We start from the raw sequence: 17,132 nt of genomic DNA on the forward strand, positions 1-17,132 counted from the left end.
CCCAACTGATCTGATCCGGGCCCGCGGCGCGTTTGAGGAAAAAACCACTACCCCTGCCCAAATGAAACAAGATATAATTAATCATCAATTGAAACCATCATGTCCGGGGAGGGATCGATGCCTTACGAGAACAAGTCCATTCGTGTCGCCGTGCTGCTGCTGCTGGCCGCCGGTTGTCTCGTGCTCACCGGTTGCAGCGAGGACGACGGCGTCGGGCTGACGAAGGCCGACCCCGAGTTCCGCACCGAAGAGATGCCCTTCGCCTTCGTCGGCGTGAACTTCGACGAGAGCGTTCCGATCACGGGGGGCGACGGGCCCTACACCCTGGTCGATGTCGTCAGCGGCACCCGGGACTGGATGACCGTCACCGTCGACGCCGGACGCCGGATCCGCGTCACCGGCGTGCCCGACGTCCGGGCCGACTCGCTCGTGGTCGTCGAGGTGCAGGATTCGGCCGAGGGGCGGGACGAGGTCGTGGTGATGATCCGCGCCCGCGAGACCGGCGAGATCTCCCTGGTCGGCGACTGGCTGCTGAGCGTCGACGTGACCGAAGCCACGGGCTCGTTGTGCGCCGGCGAGGAGAACGCCCCGGTGGAGACGAACCAGGTCCTGGTCGGCCAGTTCGGCAACGACGTCATGATCACGGGGATCCAGGGCGTGCCGAGCAACTCGCTGAGCGGGAAGATCTACCACTTCACCGAAACCAAGGTGCACATCCGGCTCTCGGGCAGCTTTCCCGAGGACGGCGGCACGACCACCGTCGAGTACTACCACCTGTACGAGGAGGACGACGGCTCCATCTCGGGGACGGAGAGCTGGACCTGGGACTTCGGCTCCCAGCACTGCGCGGGGAAGTCGGACATCGTGATGACGCGCGTGCCCTGACGGCACGTCCGCTCAGCCCCAGATCACGTTCCGCATGCTGAGGGAGCCCAGGTCGAAACCCTCGCTGTTGAAGCGGACCGCGTCGTCGACATCGGTCAGGCCCAGGGCATAGAGGTAGGGCAGCCAGTGATCGGGCGTGGGGTGGGCCAGGGCGCCGTCGGGATCGTCGGTCAAGAGGGCGACCAGAGTGGCGGTGTCGGCCTGCCGGGTGGCGTCGGCCACCTTGGCGTCGAAGCGGCGAGCCCAGTCCGGGGTCGCGTGGTCGCCGCTGTTCATGCGGCCGAACGCGTCGCGCAGGTTGTGGACCACGTTGCCGCTGCCCATGACGAGGACGCCCTGCTCCCGCAGGTCGCGCAGGGAACGGGCCATGTCGAAGTGATCGCGCGGCGTGAGCCGGCGGTCGATGCTGAGCTGCACCACCGGAATATCCGCCGCGGGATACATCCATTTCAACACGCTCCACGTGCCGTGATCGAGCCCCCAGCGGGTGCTCAGGTCGGCGCCGTGCGCGGCGAGCAGCCGACTCACGTCCCGGGCCAGGTCGAGATGGCCGGGCGCGCCGTACTCGACCGCATGGAGCGCGGGCGGAAAGCCGCCGAAATCGTGGATCGTCGTCGGCGCCGGATCCGCCGTCAGGAAGGTGCCCGGCACGTACCAATGGGCCGAGATCGAGAGGATGGCCCGGGGCAGGGGGATCGCCGCCGCGAGTTCGCGGAAGCCCCGGCTCCAGGCGTTGTCCTCGATGGCGTTCAGGGGCGAGCCGTGGCCCGCGAAGAGCACCGGCATGCGGTCCGGGCGGGGGGCGTGCATCATGGACTTCCTTCCGTCGGCCTCGATGCGGGCGAGGTCCCGGACCTCACCGGCCCCTCGCGCGTGTTCATCCCTTTCGTGTCCATGGCGGCAATATCGTCGTCACGGGGAGTTGTGGCCACAGAACGAATCGACCTGTCGGCGAAACCGCCCGCTTACCGACCGCGTTCCGGGTTTCCCCGGCGGGGATCCTCGTGTATGGTCGGCGACAGCATCGGCCACCGTCCGGGGAGTCGGAGGCCGCGCATCCGGAACGACAGGGGGGGGAGGCGGAGAGAGGCCGCCCGGGGAGACGATCATGTCCGAGAGCCCATCCTGCGCGGAGCTCGCGCAGCGCGTGCGCGAACTGGAATCCCGTATCGAAGACCAACGGACCACCGAGACGCGTCTGCGCGGCGAGATCGCGTGGCGCCGGCTGCTGATCGACGAATCGCGCGACGCCATCGTCGTGCTCGACCGGGGCGCCAAGGTGTACGAGGCCAACCGCCGCTTCGCCGAGATGCTCGGCTACACATGTCGTGAGGTGCTGCACCTGCACGTCTGGGACTGGGACGCCGTGCACTCCCGCGAGGAGATCCTGGGTCTGGCCGAAGCCGTGGACGAGAAGGGGCACTGTTTCGAGACCCGCATGCGGCGCAAGGACGGGTCGTTCGTCGACGTCGAACTCTGCAACAACGGCGCCTACATCGGGCCGGACAAGCTCATCTTCTGCGTCTGCCGCGACATCAGCGAGCGGAAGCGGCAGCAGCGCGAGAAGGAGGAGCTGATCCGGTCCCTCCGCGAGTCGGCCTCCGAGATCAAGACCCTGCGGGGGATCCTGCCGCTCTGCTCGATCTGCAAGAAGATCCGCGACGACGACGGCTACTGGGAGCAGGTCGACATCTACCTCACCAGGCACTCGTCCGCCCTCTTCAGCCACGGCCTCTGTCCCGACTGCTTCCGCAGCCACTACCCGCAGGAGTTCGGGGAGAGATCGCCGGGCTAGGACGCCGCCGCGGGCGCGCCCGGCCGCCGGTCACGACAAAGGCCCCGGCATCGCCGGGGCCTTTCGCGCGGAGCGGGCGGCGCTCAGTCGCCCGTCACCGAGACGTCGTCGACGAACACGCCGCTGTCGTTCGAGGTCGCGTTCGAGACGAAACGGAACACGAGCCGGCAGAGCTGACCCGCGTACGGCGCGAGGGAGATCTCCGCCTGCTGCCAGACCGAGTAGTCGGTCGAGTACTGCAGCAGCACGACCTCTCCCGCTTCGGTGGCGATGATCAGTTCGAAGTAGTCGCCGTACGCCAGGTCGGCGTAGTGGACGAATCTCACGCGGGGATCGGCCATGGGCACGATGAACGGGGGCGACTCGAGCCGCGTGTCCCAGTTGAAGCCGAAGTAGGCGTCGAGGTCGGTGCCCCAGCAGCTCTGGCTCTGGTAGCCGGAACCCGGGCCGTCCGTCGGCGCGCCCCACTCCCACCTGCCGACATCGGCGCAGAACCAGTCCTGCGGTCCGCTCTCGAAATCCCACACCGGCGGGATCGGCAGGATCAGCGCCCACTCCGAGACCAGATCGGCCGCCGCGGTGTTGCCGCTCAGGTCGACGGCCCCGGACAGGGTGATCCGGAACTCGTCGCCGGTGCCGTCGACGCCGGCGGGGACCGGGAAGCGGAACCGCCCCGAGGCCATGCCCGGGTCCCACGACCACTGGGCGGTCGCCGGATTCAGGACATAGGCGGGGTCGCCGCCGGCCTCGCGGATCTCGAGCACCGGGTCGGGCGTGCCGGGCCCGAGGTACTCGGAGAAGGAGACCACGAGATCACCCTTCACCGTCGCGGCAGACGGGTTCGCGAACACGCCCGCCGAGCCGACGGCGATCAGGGACGGCGGCGTGACGTCGCCCACCACGACGATGGCGTGGTCCTCGCCGGGTGTCGGGATCGCGGCGTTGGCCGGGACCACGCACAGGCTGACCGCCGTGCCCGCCAGCGGCGTCTGCACGTCGTCGGCGGCGTAGCGGTCGAACTGGGGCGGCAGCTGCACCAGCTGCTGGATGGTGCCGGTCTCGAAGTCGATGGGGTTGTGCGCCAGGTGCACCCACGACGGGACGTTGCGGTCGTCCCGGCCGTAGATGTCGTAGCCGCCGGCGCAGGGCACGATCGACCACTCGAGCGTGAAGTTGCGGGTGTCGAAGTCGGGCGCGATGCCGGCGGTCAGGCCCAGGTCGGCGACGATCTCCGTGCACTCGCCGCCGCCCCCGCCGCCGCCGCCGGGCCGCTGCCAGACGAAGGTCATGCTGGACCGGAAGGAATCGCCGGTCACGGCGACGCCGTCGAGGACGAAGTCGAAGCGGGTGGCCTCGGCGGGAAACGCGCCGCCGGGCGCCAGGGCGATCCGGAAGGGCGAGGTCCAGGTTCCGGACAGCTCGACCGGATCGTAGGGGTAGGCGTCGTAGGTCAGGCTCCAGGTCGTGGCCGCGGTGTCCATGCTGTCGCTGAAGATGAAGTAGAGCTCGTTCTCGAACAGCGCGTTGCCGTAGCTCGGCAGGTTGGTGTCGATCACGTTCAGGGTGCCCACCGAGCCCGGCGGCGACAGGGCGAGGGTCACGTGGCCCACCTGCCCCTCGGCGATGGCGATCTCGATGCCCTGGCCGGCGAAGTCGATGACGTCGTCGCCGTCGGTGTCGGTGCCCTCGACCACGAGATCGAGGGTGCCGACGGGCAGCCCCGCCAGGGCGGCGGCGCCGTTGGCGTCGGAGACGGCCACGATGTCGGCGGCAGCGAGCTGCTGGTTCGAGACACCCGGCGGAAAGCGGCAGCCGGCGAGGCGGACCCGCGCTCCGGAGACGGGGTCGCCGCTGCCCGCGGCGACCAGGTTCACCGTGACGGCACCCCGCGGCTGCATCAGGTAGACCGTCTCGGTCTGGTGCCACGGCGTGCTCTTGGCCGGCGGCAGGATGGCCAGGGTCATGAGGGTCGCGTGGTGGCCCGCCGCCCCGACCCGCACGAGGTAGGTGCCCCGACCCAGCCCCGTGGCCACGAAGGTGCCGTCCGGGCCCGTCGTGCCGGCGATGCCGGTCTGCACGATCTCCCAGCTGGCGCCGGCGACCGGATCCCCGTCGGGCCAGTTCAGGACCTGCGTGGTCACCGTCGCCGAGATCTCGTCCGACGAGAGCGTGATGTTGTGGATGTCGTCGGAGCAGCCGCCGCCGAACAGCGCGGCGGCGCCGAGCACGACGAGGAGCGCAACGGGGTACGGGAACGCGATTCTCATGGCTCACTCTCTCGCTTCGGTCCGGCCGGATCGGCCGGACGCGTTGGGGGTCGGGTTGCCGATGACGACGTCGTCGATGTAGAGGCCCGGATAGCTGGCCGAGCCGTCGCTCAGGAAGCGGAAGCGGATCCGCAGGGTGCGGCCGCCGTACTCGCCGAGGCCGAAGGTGAGGATCTGCCAGCCCCCCGAGCTGCCGCGCAGGGTCTGCCAGGCCTGCCAGCCGGTGCCCGCATCGATCTCCACGTAGCCGACGTCGCAGCACGTCTCGGTCTCGTACCAGGCGGCGATCGACAGTTCGGCCTCGCCCTCGGGCAGCAGCACGGACGGCGAGACGAGGCTCGCGTTCATGCCGTTGACGTAGTTCCCGTCCAGCCCGGTGGCCCAGCAGTACCGGCCCGAGTGGGCCGCACCCGGCCCGGAGAGGGGCGCCCCCCATTCCCAGCCGCTGCCGTCGACGGTCCAGCCCTGGGGCCCGGCCTCGAAGTCGTAGCGGAAGGTCTCGTTCAGCCGCTGCCAGGCCGAGCTCCATACGCCGGCCGCCACGTTGCCCGAGATGTCGGCCAGGTCGGCGACCGACACGCGCAGCTGGTCGCCCGACGCGTCCTGGCCCGGCTCGAGGGGGATGCGGAACACGCCTTCGCGCTGGCCGGGCGCCCAGGTCCAGGTGGCGAGGGCCGCGTCGAGGACGAAGTCGGGGTCGCCGCCGTTCTCGCGGATCTCGAGCAGCGGCATGAGCGTGCCGTCGGCGATGAACTCGGAGAAGCGCACGCGCAGTTCGAAGACGACGGTCTCGGGGCCGTCGTTGCGGGTCCAGCTCTGCTGGACGATGTCCGTCACCGCGGGCGGCACCACGTCGCGGACGGTGATCACGGGATGGGGGGCGCCGGGCGTCGGCGAGACCGGGTTGGTGGGCAGGACGCACAGCTCCACCGCCGTGCCCGCCAGCGGGGTCACGACGCCGTCGACGGCGAAGCGGTCGAACGTGGCCGGCAGTTCGACGGTGGTGCGCACGGTGCCGGTCTCGAAGTCGAGGGGGAACCGGTCGACCTCGACCCAGGCGGGATTCGCGTGGTCGTCGCGGGCGTAGACCGCGTAGCCGTCGGCGCAGGTCAGGGCCGTCCAGGCCAGCTCGATCCGCCGGGAATCGAAGTCGAGGTCGGCGGCGCCGTTGTCGAGGGCCAGGTCGCCGACCGTCTCGCCGCAGGTGCCGGTGCCGGGTCCAGGCTCGGCCTGCCAGGTCAGGAAGCCGCTGAGCACGACCGTGCGGGGTGCGCCGTCGACCAGGCGGGCCGCGATGATCCGGTACGAGGTGGTGGTGAACACCCCGGAGCGCAGGACGATCTCGAGGCGGGACGGCGTCGCCCAGCGGACGTCGTACCGGTCGGTCGGGACCGCGGACATCTCGACGTAGGTGTAGGCCGCCTGCGCCGCCATCTCGCCGTCGTACTGCACCCAGAGCAGCGGGTCGGAGACCAGTCCGGTCGCGGAGATGTTGGTGGCCAGGACGCGGGGCTGGTCGGCGGCGTCGGCCCGCGGCAGGGCGACGGTGACGGCCGCGGCGGGCTGCTGTCTCAGGTCCAGGTCGACGAGGGTGCCGGCGAGAGGATCTTCCGTGCCGCCCTCTCCGGAGGCGCCGACCACGACCCGCACCCGCGTCGCCGGCAGTCCGGTCAGGGTGGCGAGGCCGTCGGCGTCGGTGGTGTCGACCAGACCCGGCTGGTCGGGCAGCGGCGTGATGTTCTCCAGGGCGGGATCGTTGAACGCCGCCAGCGCCACGGGGACGCCGGCCACCGGCGCGCGGTCGGCGGCCGCGACCACGGCGAGGGTGACGTCGCGCCGGCGGCGGGGCACCGTCAGGTGGACGTGGTCATGCCGGGTGGCGGCCCCCGCCGGGCCCACCACGACCGGCACGTCGACGCCGAAGAGTCCGGCGCCGCGCACCGTGAAGCCGTACTCCCCGGGCGAGAGCGGTTCCAGGGCGAATTCGCCCTGCGCGTCGGTGGTCGCCCGCAGGGCGGTGCCCGTCACCGCGACGGCGGCCCCCGCGACCGGACGCCCGTCGTCCAGCGCCGTCAGGCGGCCCGAAAGGGCCAGGCCGGCCGGCGGATCCGGATCGATGATGTTCACCACGTCGTCCTGGTCGCAGCCCACGAGGGCGAGCAGCCCGGCCAACGCCGCCACGGCGGCCCGGAGTGCGGCGGGGCGGCTCACGGCAGGTCCTCCGCGTCGAGGGAGAGCAGGCCCCAGCGGCCGTCGATCACGCGCTGCACGAGCAGCCGCAGGCCGGCCCCGTCGGGGCGGGCGAAGACGAACTCCCCCCGGACCGGATCGAGCCGGAAACCGGGGCCGCCGGTCGCGACCGGGGTGGGCCAGGCGGGCAGGGCGACCGACGCCACGTAGTCCGTCGTCGACATCTCGTAGGCCTGCACGACGAGGCCCTGGTCGAGAGGTTCGGACAGGATCCAGATCCGGTCCGCGGCGGTGGAGCTGGCGGCGCCCGTGACGCCCGGGCTGCCGACCGCGTGGGACAGGGCACCGGCGTAGGTCATGTCGACGGTCGGGTCGGCCGACGCATGGAAGAGCCACCCGCCGGCGACCACGATCAGGGCGCCGTCGTCGCTGAGCCAGAGATCGCCGGCGATGGGGTACGAGCCTTCGTAAGGCGAGTCGGCCACGTAGGCCGCGGTGCCGGCGCCGACGAAGTACTTCTCGAAGTCGCCGGGTTCGATGCCGTTGTCGGCGCCGTAGATCCACTGGCCGCTCGGGTGGAGGCGGGCTCGCGTCCCGCTGGAGATCGGGGCGCCGGTGTGCTGCGTCGCGACCCCCGCAGCGAGGTGGACGCAGCTGATGCGGTCCACGCCGATCCCGGCCGGGAACAGATGGGCCCAGCCGTTGCCGGCCAGCACGATGTCGGCGGCGCCCTGGTCCACGTCGATGGTCTTCGCGACCGCGAGGGGGTCGAGGTCGATGACGCCCAGGCCGGCGTTGCCGCCGACCACGCAGCGCTGTCCGTCCGGCGCGATGGAAAGGCAGTAGCCGAACTGCCCGAAGCCAAGGGAGTCGACCCGTCCGGCCGCCGCGTCGACGACGTACAGCTGGTCGGACGTGCCGCCGATAGCGACGATGCGGTCGTGCACCGGATCGTACTCCGCATCGATCACCCCCGCGGGCAGGGGCACGATCTCCCAGGGATACCGCATGGCCCGCACGCCGAGCCGCACGGGCCGGGCCGCGTCCGCCGCCAGTGTGACGGCGGTCAGGTTCGTGCCGTCGGCCAGACGCGACCGGTCGAGGGTCGCGGTCACGGTCGCCGACGCACCCACCGCGAGGGTGCCGGCCGGCGGCGTCACCGCGAGGAAGTCGGCCTCGGGCGCGGCGCTCCACGCGAGGGGCACATTGCCGCGGTTCCGCACCGTGAAGGTGGTCGCGTCGGTGAAGTGGCCCAGGTAGAGGGAGTCGGGCGCGACACCGAGCGCGGGCATGGCCGCGGTCTCGAGACGCGCGGGGATCGTGATCTCCGGCGTGGCGGCATTGGACACGAGCCGCAGGCGCCCCGGCAGCGCACCGGGCGCGAGCGGCCCGCGGTCGACCTCCAGGCGCAGGGTGCGCGCGGCCCCGGGTCCGGTGAAGCCGAAGACGATGGCCGTGCCGAGCCAGTCCGCCTCCGGGTGCAGCGACCACGATGCGCCCGTGTTGCCGGTGTTCGCGATGACCAGCTCGGCGTAGTCGTAACCGGGGCGGAACACGAGGGTGTCGGGCGAGACGTGCAGCTCGCGCGTGCGGCCCACCGCCAGGGCGAGCTGGGCGCCGGCCGGCGTCGCGGCGTCGGCGATCTCCAGCCGCGCCGTCAGCACGGCCGGCGGGAGGGTGTCGGGCCGCGTCGTGACGGTGAGGATGGTGGGGGCGTCGGTGGTCGTGCCGCTCGCGGGCGTGACCGCGGCCCAGGAGGGCACGCCCGCGATCCGCCAGGCGGCGCCGGCGCGGTCGCAGCCCAGGACGAGTTCGCCCGTCGCCAGGCTGCTCGAGAGCGCCAGGGTGTCGGGGGCGAGGGTGAAGACGGGGGCGCCGGCCGGCGGGTCGGTCGGTCCGGTCCGGTCGGTCGGCTCGTCGTCGCAGGCGGAGACGGCCGCGAGAACCAGCAGGGCGAGAAGGCCGGCAGGCAAGGAACGCGGAACCGGAATCCGGCGGCGCATGGCTTCCCCCTTGAACATCGAGACCTCGGACCCTCATCCTAACCCACGGTGGCACCGAGCTCAAGGCGCGACCGGAGCGGCCCCGCCCGGCGCCCAGTCCGGGGTTGAGCGGCGCCGGCGGTTGGCCTAGATTCGCGGCATGGCACCGCGCACCCTTTCGCCCGAGCATCGCCTCCAGACGGCCGCCGCCCTCGTGGGCGGGCTGTTCTTCCTGGCCCGCTTCGGCCCCGGCTTCCTCGACCCGGGCCGGGTGGACTGGCTGCTCGGCATGGCCGACACCGCCTTCAACCAGCTGGCCTGGACCTTCTTCCGCGCCGATGCCTGGCACTGGCCGCCCGGGGCGGTGACCACCTTCATGGCCCCGGTCGGCACCACCGTCGGCCTGACCGACTCGCTGCCCCTGCTGGCTTTTCCCGGCAAGCTGCTCGGCTTCCTGCTGCCCGAGCCGTTCCAGTACGCCGGCCTGTGGCTGCTGGTGAACCACGCATTGATGGTGCTCTTCGCCGTCCGCATCACCGGGCGCCTGTTCCCGACGGCGGCGCCGCGCCTGCTCGCGGCGGGGCTGCTCGTCCTGTGCCCGGCCTGGCTCATCCGCGACGGCCACTTCGCCCTCTCGGCCCACTGGGTCTACCTGGCCGCGCTCGACCTCTACCTGCGCCCCGACGCTCCCGGCGTGCTGCGCGCCGGGCGCCCCTGGTGGCTGCTGCTGGCGGCTGCGGCATTGATCCACCCCTATCCGGCCACCTTCGGTCTGCTCCTTCTCGCAGCCGACCAGGGGCGGCGTCTGCTCGTCGCCCGCACCACGACCTGGCCGCGCGCACTGGCGGTGGTCGGCGGGGGCGCGGCCGTGGTGGTCGTCCTGTGGATCCTGGCGGGATTCCTGCGCCCCGGCTACCTGCCCGTGGGCAACCTGCCGCCCGACGCCCTGTGGTCGGCCAGCCCGCAGGCCCTGTGGGACGGGCAGGGGCGCGCCCTGCTGACGCCGGAACTGCCGCGCGGCCGCCACGAACCCTTCGAGGGCTTCGTGTACCTGGGGCTCGGCGGTCTCGGCGCCGTGCTGCTGGCGCTGCTCCTCACCGGCCGCCGCCTGGGCGCGCTGCTGAAACGGCACGGACCGCTGGTGGTGGTGCTGGTGCTGTGCGCCGCGTACGCCTTCGGCCCGCGCACCGCCCTGGGCGACCGGCTCTACCGGGCCCAGGCCCGCTTCCTCTGGCCCCACTTCTACGTGCTGGTCGGGGCGGGAGTGGTGGCCCTGTCGCGGTGGCGCCGCCCGCGCTGGCCGCTGGCGGCCCTCGCGGTCCTGTTCGTCCTGCAGCTCGTCGACCTCTGGCCCCTGCTCGACCGGCGGCCGGAGTACGCCGACCGGACCTTCACCTCGCGCCTGCGCGATCCCCGCTGGCACGACCTCGCCGCCGGCGCCGACCTGCTGCTGACCACGCCCGCCCCGTCGGCCACCACCGTCTACCGGGACGACTTCGTCGACCTGACGGTCCTGGCCCATGCCCACGGCGTGCCCACCAGCGCCGGCTTCGCCACGCGCAGCTACGACCGCAACTTCGCCGAGGCCGAGCGGCTGACCCGCGACTTCTTCTTCGGCGCGTCGCCCGACCCGGCCACCGTCGGCATCATGCGCCGTTCGCATTTCGCGGCGCTCTTTCCGCGCATGTCCGACGAGCTGCTGTGCACCGACCTGGACGGCTACCCGGTGTGCGTGCCCCGCACCGCATCCTGGCTGCCCGACCGGGCCTTCCGCGCCGACGCCGTGACCCTCGCCGCCTTCCTCGCCGTGCACCTCGAGCGCACGGTGATCCTGGCCGGGCGGGGCGACGCGGCCAATGCCCTGACCCCGGACGCGGTGGCGCTGCTCACCGCGGCCGGCTCGCAGATCGGCCGCCTGCCGCAGGGAGCGTCGTACGCGGCGATCTTCGTGGCGGGCAGGCAGGTGTTCGAGCAGATCCAGCCGGGGCGGGCCGTCGGGGCGACGATCTCCGCCGGCGCGCAGCTCGGGGGGGTGCGGGTGGGGCGGGAGCTCAGCCTGACCGGCAGCGGCGAGGCGTCCGGACCCTGGGCCTCGTTGCTGATCGACGGCCGCGAGGTCCTGTTCAACGCCCCCGGTTTGAACGCCGTGGCCCTCGACGCCGACCAGAACGTGGTCGCGACGGCGACCTTCGCCCATCCGGACCTGCTGCCCGAACTGGCCGCGCGCACGGGCGGAGTCGTGTTCTCGCTGGTCGCGGTGGAGCGCTAGCGCCGCCGTGCGGACCTGTCGCGTGGGCCCGGCACCCGGACCCGTCCCCTACCGCACCAGCGCCACGCGCTCGGTGGTCGTGCCCCGCCGATCGCTCACCTGCACGAAGTAGACGCCGCTGGGCAGCTGCCGGCCCGCGAACTCGAGCATCCGCACGGCGCCGGCGGGCAGGTCGGCGTCGAGCAGGCGCGCCACCCGACGCCCCGCGAGGTCGTACACGTCGACCCGCACCGGACCGGCCGCCGCCGCCTCGAGCCGCACGCGGGTGGAGCCGCTCGTCGGATTGGGGAACGCCCGGGCGAAGGCGCCGCTCCGGGCCGGGCCGGCATCGCCGACGGCGCTGACGGCGGGCTGGAAGGTGGCGAGGAACGCATCGGCCGCCCCCTGCGACGTGACCAGGATCTGGCCCGGCCCCGCGTCGAAGTCCGTCACGCCGGCGCAGGATCCCGTGACGAGGATCGCGCCGTCGCCGGCGACCGCCACGCCGTGGCCCTCGTCGGCGAACTCGGTCCCGACGTCCTCGAAGGAGGTGGCGAAGCGGTAGCCGCCGAGGTCGTCGTAGCCGGCCACGAAGACGTCCTGGCCGCCGCTGAGCACCACGCTGCCGGGCCCCGGATCGAAGTCGATGGGCGAACGGAAGCGCCCGGTGATCACCGGACGGTCCTGGCCGTCGAGGGCCACCGCGTTGGCGGCCATGGCGGTGCTCACGGCGCCGAGCCGGAAGGCGAAACGCAGGGCGCCGCCGGCGTCGTAGCTCGCGAGAAAGGCGTCGTCGGTCGCGCCCGCCGCCAGCAGGAAGGTGCCCGGGCCGGGGTCGAAGTCGCTGTCGCCGCGGAACCAGCCGGTCACGTACGAGTTGCCGTCGGCGGCCAGGGCCACGTCGAGGCCCACGTCCTCGGAGGTGCCGCCGATGGAACCGGCGAAGCGGTACTGCCCGTCGCTGTCGTAGCCCGCGACGTAGGTGTCGCGCTGTCCCGCCGTGGCGATGGCGGCCACCGCCGGACCGGGATCGAAGTCGAGGGTGTCGCTGAAGACGCCGGTGACGACGACGTCGCCCTGGCCGTCGACGCCGAGGCCGTAGCCCGCGTCGAGCAGGCGGCTGCCCAGGACGAAGCCCCAGCGCACGCCGCCCAGGCTGGTGTAGCTGGCCACGAAGGCGTCGGTGATGCCGCTGGTCGGCGCGAGCACCTCGCCCGCGGTGGGATCGAAGTCGGTCTCCTCGTTCACCACGCCGGTGAGGTAGACGTTGCCGGCGGCGTCCAGGCCGATGTCGTAGCCGCTCTCGATGCGGTTGGTCACGCCGCCGCCGAAGTTGAATCCGAAGCGCAGGTTCCCCGCGGGATCGTAGCTGACGAGGAAGACCCGCCCCTCGGTCCAGACCAGGACCACCTCGTCGGGTCCGGGATCGACGTCGACCCCGCCGGTGCCGATCTCGCCCGTGACGTAGACGTTGCCGGCGGCGTCGGTGGCGATGCCGCGCCCGATGCCGCCGAACGACCGGGCGAAGATCACCGCGCCCGTCCCGTCGTAGCCGACCACGTAAACGGCCTCCTGCCCGGCCGGCGCCGTCAGGGCGACCACGCCCGGGCCCGGATCGAAATCGACGGTGCCGTTGAAGTAGCCGGTGAGCCAGGTGTTGCCGGTAGGGTCGAGGGCGACGGCGCGCCCCTGGTCGTCGGCGCCGGCACCGAGGCCGAACGCCGTCTGGGCCGGGGCGCGATCGGCGCCCAGCAGGAGCACGAGGCAGATGGCCGCGAGGCCGAAGCGGGTGCGGATAGGGCGGGACATGGCGGACCTCCCGGCCGGCATCCGGCCGTGGCCGGGGCCCGCCGGATGAAGAACATGTTGTCGGATCACATTATACATCATCACAGGCCCGTTCCGGCGAAAAAATGAAACGGAATCGGTCCGATATCGTTATATTGGGCTGGAACGATTTCGAGAGTCGGAATCGACGATGCGAACAACCCCACCTTCGGCATAGAGGAGTCCACGCCATGAAGAAGACGTTGAGCCTGCTGGGCATCATGATCCTGACCGTCGGTCTGGTCGGTGCCGCCTACGCCGGCGGCCCCGGCTGTTCCAAGACGGCCCAGGCGGGCTGCGAAAAGTCCGCCGAGATGAAGACCGCGGCCACCGGTGGCTGCCCCGCCACCGCCGCCAAGGCCGCCTACGCGGCGTCCTTCGAGAAGACCCACTGCGAGCAGACCGCCAAGCTCGCCTCGTACCACGCCATGAGCGAGGCCGCCTACGCCAACGCCCTGGCCGAGAAGGGCTGCGAGGAGTCGGCCGCCAAGGCCGCCTACGCCTACGTGAAGGAGCAGACCGGCTGCGACGCCACCGCCTGCGAGGCCACCCAGCACGCCGTGGCCCAGGCGGCCTACACCAAGTGCCTGGCCGAGACCGGTTGCGAGGCGACCGCCAAGGCCAAGTACGACGCCACCGCCAAGGAAGTCGGCCAGAAGATGGCCCAGCACCTGGAGCAGAAGGGTGCCGAGGAGAAGGCCTCCTCGTAGTTTCCGCGACCGCGACACGATGAGCGCCCGGGCTTCAGGCCCGGGCGCTTCTTCATGTCCGGCCCCGCAGCGACGCCCCGCGGCTCAGACCCCGACCGGATCCGGCGCCGCGGCCCGGGCGCCGTGCCGGTCGAGCGTCCGGCGCACGGCGGCCGCCAGTTCGAGCCGGTTGAACGGCTTGGGGATGAAGGCGTGGGGAGAGTCGGGATCGGCCAGCCCGCCGGCCTCGTCGTCGGCGTAGCCGGACATGAACAGGCAGGGCAGGTTCGGCAGGAGGGCCCTGATCTGCGCCGCCAGTTCGGGCCCGCTGGTGCCGGGCATGACGACGTCGGTCAGGAGCAGGTCGCAGTCGCCCCCGCGCTCCCGCGCCAGGTCCAGGGCCGCCCCGGCGTCGCCGGCCGACAGCACCGTGTAGCCCGCGCGGGTCAGCATCAGGGTCACGGCCCGCAGGAACGAGGGTTCGTCCTCCACGAGCAGGATCGTCTCGCGGCCCGCACCGTCGCGGCCGCCCGGGGCCGTCTCTTCGGTTTCGACGGGGGCCACCGCGTGGCGCGGCAGGCGGATGCGGAACTCGGTTCCCCGCTCGGGCGCGGTGTCGATGCCGATGTCGCCACCGTTCTGGCACACGATGCCGTACACGGTGGCGAGGCCGAGCCCGGTGCCTTCGCCGCGTGGCTTGGTCGTGAAGAACGGCTCGAAGACCTGGGCGAGAACTTCGGGCGTCATGCCGCAGCCGTCGTCGGAGACGGTCAGCACCACGGTGTCACCGGTCGGGCCGTCCGCGTTGGCCGGGGCCGCGCCGTCGTCGTCGGCGACGTTGGCGGTGCGGATCGTGATGCGGCCGTCGTGGCCGATGGCGTCGCGGGCGTTCACGCAGAGGTTCACCAGCACCTGGTCGATCTGGGTCGGGTCCATCATCACGGGCCAGAGGCCTTCCTGCGGTTCCCAGGCGAGCTCGATGTCCTCGCCGATGAGGCGCTGGACCATCTTGAGCAGGTTGGCGACGGTGCGGTTCAGGTCGAGGATCTGGGGCTTGATGGTCTGCCTGCGCGCGAACCCCAGCAGCTGCCGGGTGAGATCGGCCGAACGCCGGGCGGCGGCCTGGATCTCCGCCACCTCGCCGCGCACGTCCGGGGTGAGCTCGTCGCCGTCGAGCATCATCTCCGTATAGCCCAGGATGACACCCATCATGTTGTTGTAGTCGTGGGCGAGCCCCCCGGCCAACCGGCCGACCGTCTCCATCTTCTGGGCCTGGCGGTACTGCTCCTCGAGGGCGATCCGGTCGGTGATGTCGCGCTTGACGGCGACGTAGCTGACGATGCGGCCGTCCGCGTCGCGGACGGGGGAGATGGTGGCGGCCTCGGTGAAGAGCGTGCCGTCGCGGCGCCGGTTGACGAAGGTGCCGGTCCAGGTCTCGCCGCGCCCGATGGTCTCCCACAGTTCGCGGTAGAAGGATTCGTCGTGCCGGCCGCTCCGCAGGAGCGACGTGCTCCGTCCGGTGACCTCGGCCCGGGTGTAGCCGGTGATGCGCTCGAAGGCCGGGTTCACGTACTTGATGAGGCCCGCGGGGTCGGTGATGACGATCATCTCGCCGGCCTGGTCCATGGCGATGGCCAGCCGTTCGCGCTCGGCCTCGGCGCGCTTGCGGTCGGAGATGTCGAGGAAGGTCTCGAGCAGGTACGCGCGGCCGGCCACCTTCATGGGAACCGCGGTCTTCAGCACCGGCCTCTCGCCGCCGTCGGCCTGCAGCAGCACCCGCTCGGAGTGGTCGATGTCCTGGTGGTCGTCGAGGACCGGGCAGGCGCCGGTGCGGTTCGGACAGATGAAGTCGTGGCAGACCCGGCCCGTGACGGCTTCGGCCGGCCGGCCGATCATCTGGGCCGCGGCCGGATTCACGTCGCGGACCCGACGGGTCTCGGCGTCGATCAGCACGACGCCGACGGGCAGGCTGTCGAGCACGTTCTGCACGAAGTCCCAGGCCTGGGCGCGTTCGGCGGCGACCTCCTCGCTGCGGCGCAGGTTGGTGCGCAGCCGGGCGTTGCGCACGACGAAGTGGCCGCTGACGGCGGCGGCGAGGAGCAGACCGCCCAGCCACAGCCCGATCTTCCGCACGGCGGCGGCGAAGCTGACGCGGCCGTAGTCCTCGTACGGCGGAAAGCGCAGCTCCTTGAGGCACTCGCGCACGGCCTGGTAGTTCTGGGGCGGCGACCACCCGGTGCACCGGGCCGCGACGGCGGCGGGATCGTCGGCCGGCATGGACAGCAGGGCCGTCGCCACCTGCTTGGCGAGACGATCGGAAGTGTGGGCGGCCCGGGCCAGGGGCCACTCGGGGTAGTGGGGGGTCGAGTGCCGGAAGTGGACCTCCTCGGGGTCGTCGTGGTGCTCGTTGATGATGCGGAAGGCCTCCGCGTCGATCTTCCCTTCGAGGGCCATGCGTTCGATGGTGTCGCTGCGCACGGCGCCGGCATCGGCCAGCCCGTCGCGCACGGCGTAGACGACCGCGTCGTGCGAACCGCCGAATTCGAGGTCGGCCAGGTCGCGTCCCGGGTCGAGTCCGGCCTGCTTCATCTCGCGCCACTGCATGTGCCAGCCGCCCAGACTGCCGCGGTCGACGGCCATGAAGCGCCGGCCCTTCAGGTCGCCGATGGTGCGGATGTCGTCGCGGTCGGCGCGGCAGAAGAGCACGCCGGCGAAGACGGTGTGGCTGGTGCCGTCGATGTGGAGGTTCTCGAGGGTGGCGATGCGGCGGGCGCCGTGGCGCACCTCGAGGTCGACGTAGAACGACGAGTTGGCCAGGATGAACTCGACCTCGCCCCGGTCGACCGCCCGCTGGATCTCGTCGAAGCCGAGGGGCACGATGGTGAAGTCGCAGGCGGGGATGGCCGCGTCGAGGTAGTCGGCGGTGGGGCCCCACTTGGCGAGGCACTGCTCGGCGCCGCGCTTGGCGAGCACGCCGATGCGGACCGCCTCGCGACCGCCGGCGTCCGGCGCCGCGACCGAATGCGGCGGAACGACCGCGAGTGCGGCCGCGAGCAGCAGCAGTCCTGCCGGATGCCAACGTCGTGTGCGCATGGTTCGCCCCGATTCGCGGGTCGTCCGCCCGTCCTCCACATCCCGGTTTTCGGCACGTTGAAGTTATCTTTAAGTGAAGGTTCCCCCGCGCGCCTGTCGGGTGCCGCCGCCGCCGATTGGGCTATCTTGTGACGGCAGAACCGGATCCGCCCCAGA

10 protein-coding genes are annotated in these 17,132 nt (G+C 71.9%); 4 read left to right on the plus strand and 6 right to left on the minus strand.

Annotated elements, in window-relative coordinates:
• The first annotated feature begins 117 nt into the window (after nt 1–117).
• Complete coding sequence (locus KDM41_03635) at nt 118–885, plus strand: hypothetical protein (GenBank protein MCB1182501.1); 768 nt, start codon at nt 118–120, stop codon at nt 883–885.
• Between the two features lie 12 nt (nt 886–897).
• On the opposite strand, the gene ygiD is transcribed toward KDM41_03635, so the two are convergent.
• The gene (gene ygiD / locus KDM41_03640; protein ID MCB1182502.1) at nt 898–1,671 is read right to left on the minus strand and encodes a 4,5-DOPA dioxygenase extradiol; all 774 of its coding nucleotides are present in this window, start codon (nt 1,669–1,671) and stop codon (nt 898–900) included.
• Between the two features lie 322 nt (nt 1,672–1,993).
• Here ygiD and KDM41_03645 point away from each other — a divergent pair, with 322 nt between their 5' ends.
• Nucleotides 1,994–2,680, plus strand: a complete 687-nt coding sequence (locus KDM41_03645) for a PAS domain S-box protein (GenBank protein MCB1182503.1) — start codon at nt 1,994–1,996, stop codon at nt 2,678–2,680.
• 83 nt (nt 2,681–2,763) lie between these two features.
• Here the strand turns inward: KDM41_03645 and KDM41_03650 are convergent, their stop codons facing one another.
• From KDM41_03650 to KDM41_03660, 3 genes are read right to left on the minus strand one after another with little or no spacing between them, the layout of a single operon-like run.
• Complete coding sequence (locus tag KDM41_03650; GenBank protein ID MCB1182504.1) at nt 2,764–4,947, minus strand: carboxypeptidase regulatory-like domain-containing protein; 2,184 nt, start codon at nt 4,945–4,947, stop codon at nt 2,764–2,766.
• A 3-nt stretch (nt 4,948–4,950) separates the two neighbouring features.
• A complete protein-coding gene (locus KDM41_03655) occupies nt 4,951–7,158 on the minus strand; it encodes a carboxypeptidase regulatory-like domain-containing protein (GenBank protein ID MCB1182505.1) in 2,208 nt (735 codons plus the stop codon).
• A complete protein-coding gene (locus KDM41_03660) occupies nt 7,155–9,140 on the minus strand; it encodes a hypothetical protein (GenBank protein MCB1182506.1) in 1,986 nt (661 codons plus the stop codon). The genes KDM41_03655 and KDM41_03660 overlap by 4 nt, the downstream gene beginning before the upstream one ends.
• A 139-nt stretch (nt 9,141–9,279) precedes the next feature.
• Between KDM41_03660 and KDM41_03665 the strand changes: the two genes are divergently transcribed.
• Nucleotides 9,280–11,388: a hypothetical protein gene (locus KDM41_03665; GenBank protein MCB1182507.1), complete on the plus strand. Its 2,109-nt coding sequence runs from the start codon at nt 9,280–9,282 to the stop codon at nt 11,386–11,388.
• A 48-nt stretch (nt 11,389–11,436) separates the two neighbouring features.
• On the opposite strand, the gene KDM41_03670 is transcribed toward KDM41_03665, so the two are convergent.
• Nucleotides 11,437–13,176 (minus strand): T9SS type A sorting domain-containing protein, encoded by a 1,740-nt coding sequence (locus KDM41_03670; GenBank protein ID MCB1182508.1) that lies wholly within the window; start codon nt 13,174–13,176, stop codon nt 11,437–11,439.
• A gap of 209 nt (nt 13,177–13,385) precedes the next feature.
• On the opposite strand from KDM41_03670, the gene KDM41_03675 reads away from it, so the two are divergent.
• On the plus strand, nt 13,386–13,904 hold the full coding sequence (locus KDM41_03675; GenBank protein MCB1182509.1) for a hypothetical protein: 519 nt from the start codon (nt 13,386–13,388) through the stop codon (nt 13,902–13,904).
• Nucleotides 13,905–13,988: 84 nt separating this feature from the next.
• On the opposite strand, the gene KDM41_03680 is transcribed toward KDM41_03675, so the two are convergent.
• The gene (locus tag KDM41_03680) at nt 13,989–16,976 is read right to left on the minus strand and encodes a PhnD/SsuA/transferrin family substrate-binding protein (GenBank protein MCB1182510.1); all 2,988 of its coding nucleotides are present in this window, start codon (nt 16,974–16,976) and stop codon (nt 13,989–13,991) included.
• Nucleotides 16,977–17,132: the final 156 nt, after the last annotated feature.

Source organism: bacterium, from assembly GCA_020440705.1.
In the GTDB taxonomy this organism is placed as follows: Bacteria; Krumholzibacteriota; Krumholzibacteriia; order LZORAL124-64-63; family LZORAL124-64-63; genus JAGRNP01.

Excerpts from the sequence above, each read along its gene's own strand:
- KDM41_03635 (MCB1182501.1), top strand. The coding sequence starts at position 118 with ATGCCTTACGAGAACAAGTCCATTCGTGTCGCCGTGCTGCTGCTGCTG.
- ygiD (MCB1182502.1), bottom strand. The coding sequence starts at position 1,671 with ATGCCGGTGCTCTTCGCGGGCCACGGCTCGCCCCTGAACGCCATCGAG.
- KDM41_03645 (MCB1182503.1), top strand. The coding sequence starts at position 1,994 with ATGTCCGAGAGCCCATCCTGCGCGGAGCTCGCGCAGCGCGTGCGCGAA.
- KDM41_03650 (MCB1182504.1), bottom strand. The coding sequence starts at position 4,947 with ATGAGAATCGCGTTCCCGTACCCCGTTGCGCTCCTCGTCGTGCTCGGC.
- KDM41_03660 (MCB1182506.1), bottom strand. The coding sequence starts at position 9,140 with ATGCGCCGCCGGATTCCGGTTCCGCGTTCCTTGCCTGCCGGCCTTCTC.
- KDM41_03665 (MCB1182507.1), top strand. The coding sequence starts at position 9,280 with ATGGCACCGCGCACCCTTTCGCCCGAGCATCGCCTCCAGACGGCCGCC.
- KDM41_03670 (MCB1182508.1), bottom strand. The coding sequence starts at position 13,176 with ATGTCCCGCCCTATCCGCACCCGCTTCGGCCTCGCGGCCATCTGCCTC.
- KDM41_03675 (MCB1182509.1), top strand. The coding sequence starts at position 13,386 with ATGAAGAAGACGTTGAGCCTGCTGGGCATCATGATCCTGACCGTCGGT.
- KDM41_03680 (MCB1182510.1), bottom strand. The coding sequence starts at position 16,976 with ATGCGCACACGACGTTGGCATCCGGCAGGACTGCTGCTGCTCGCGGCC.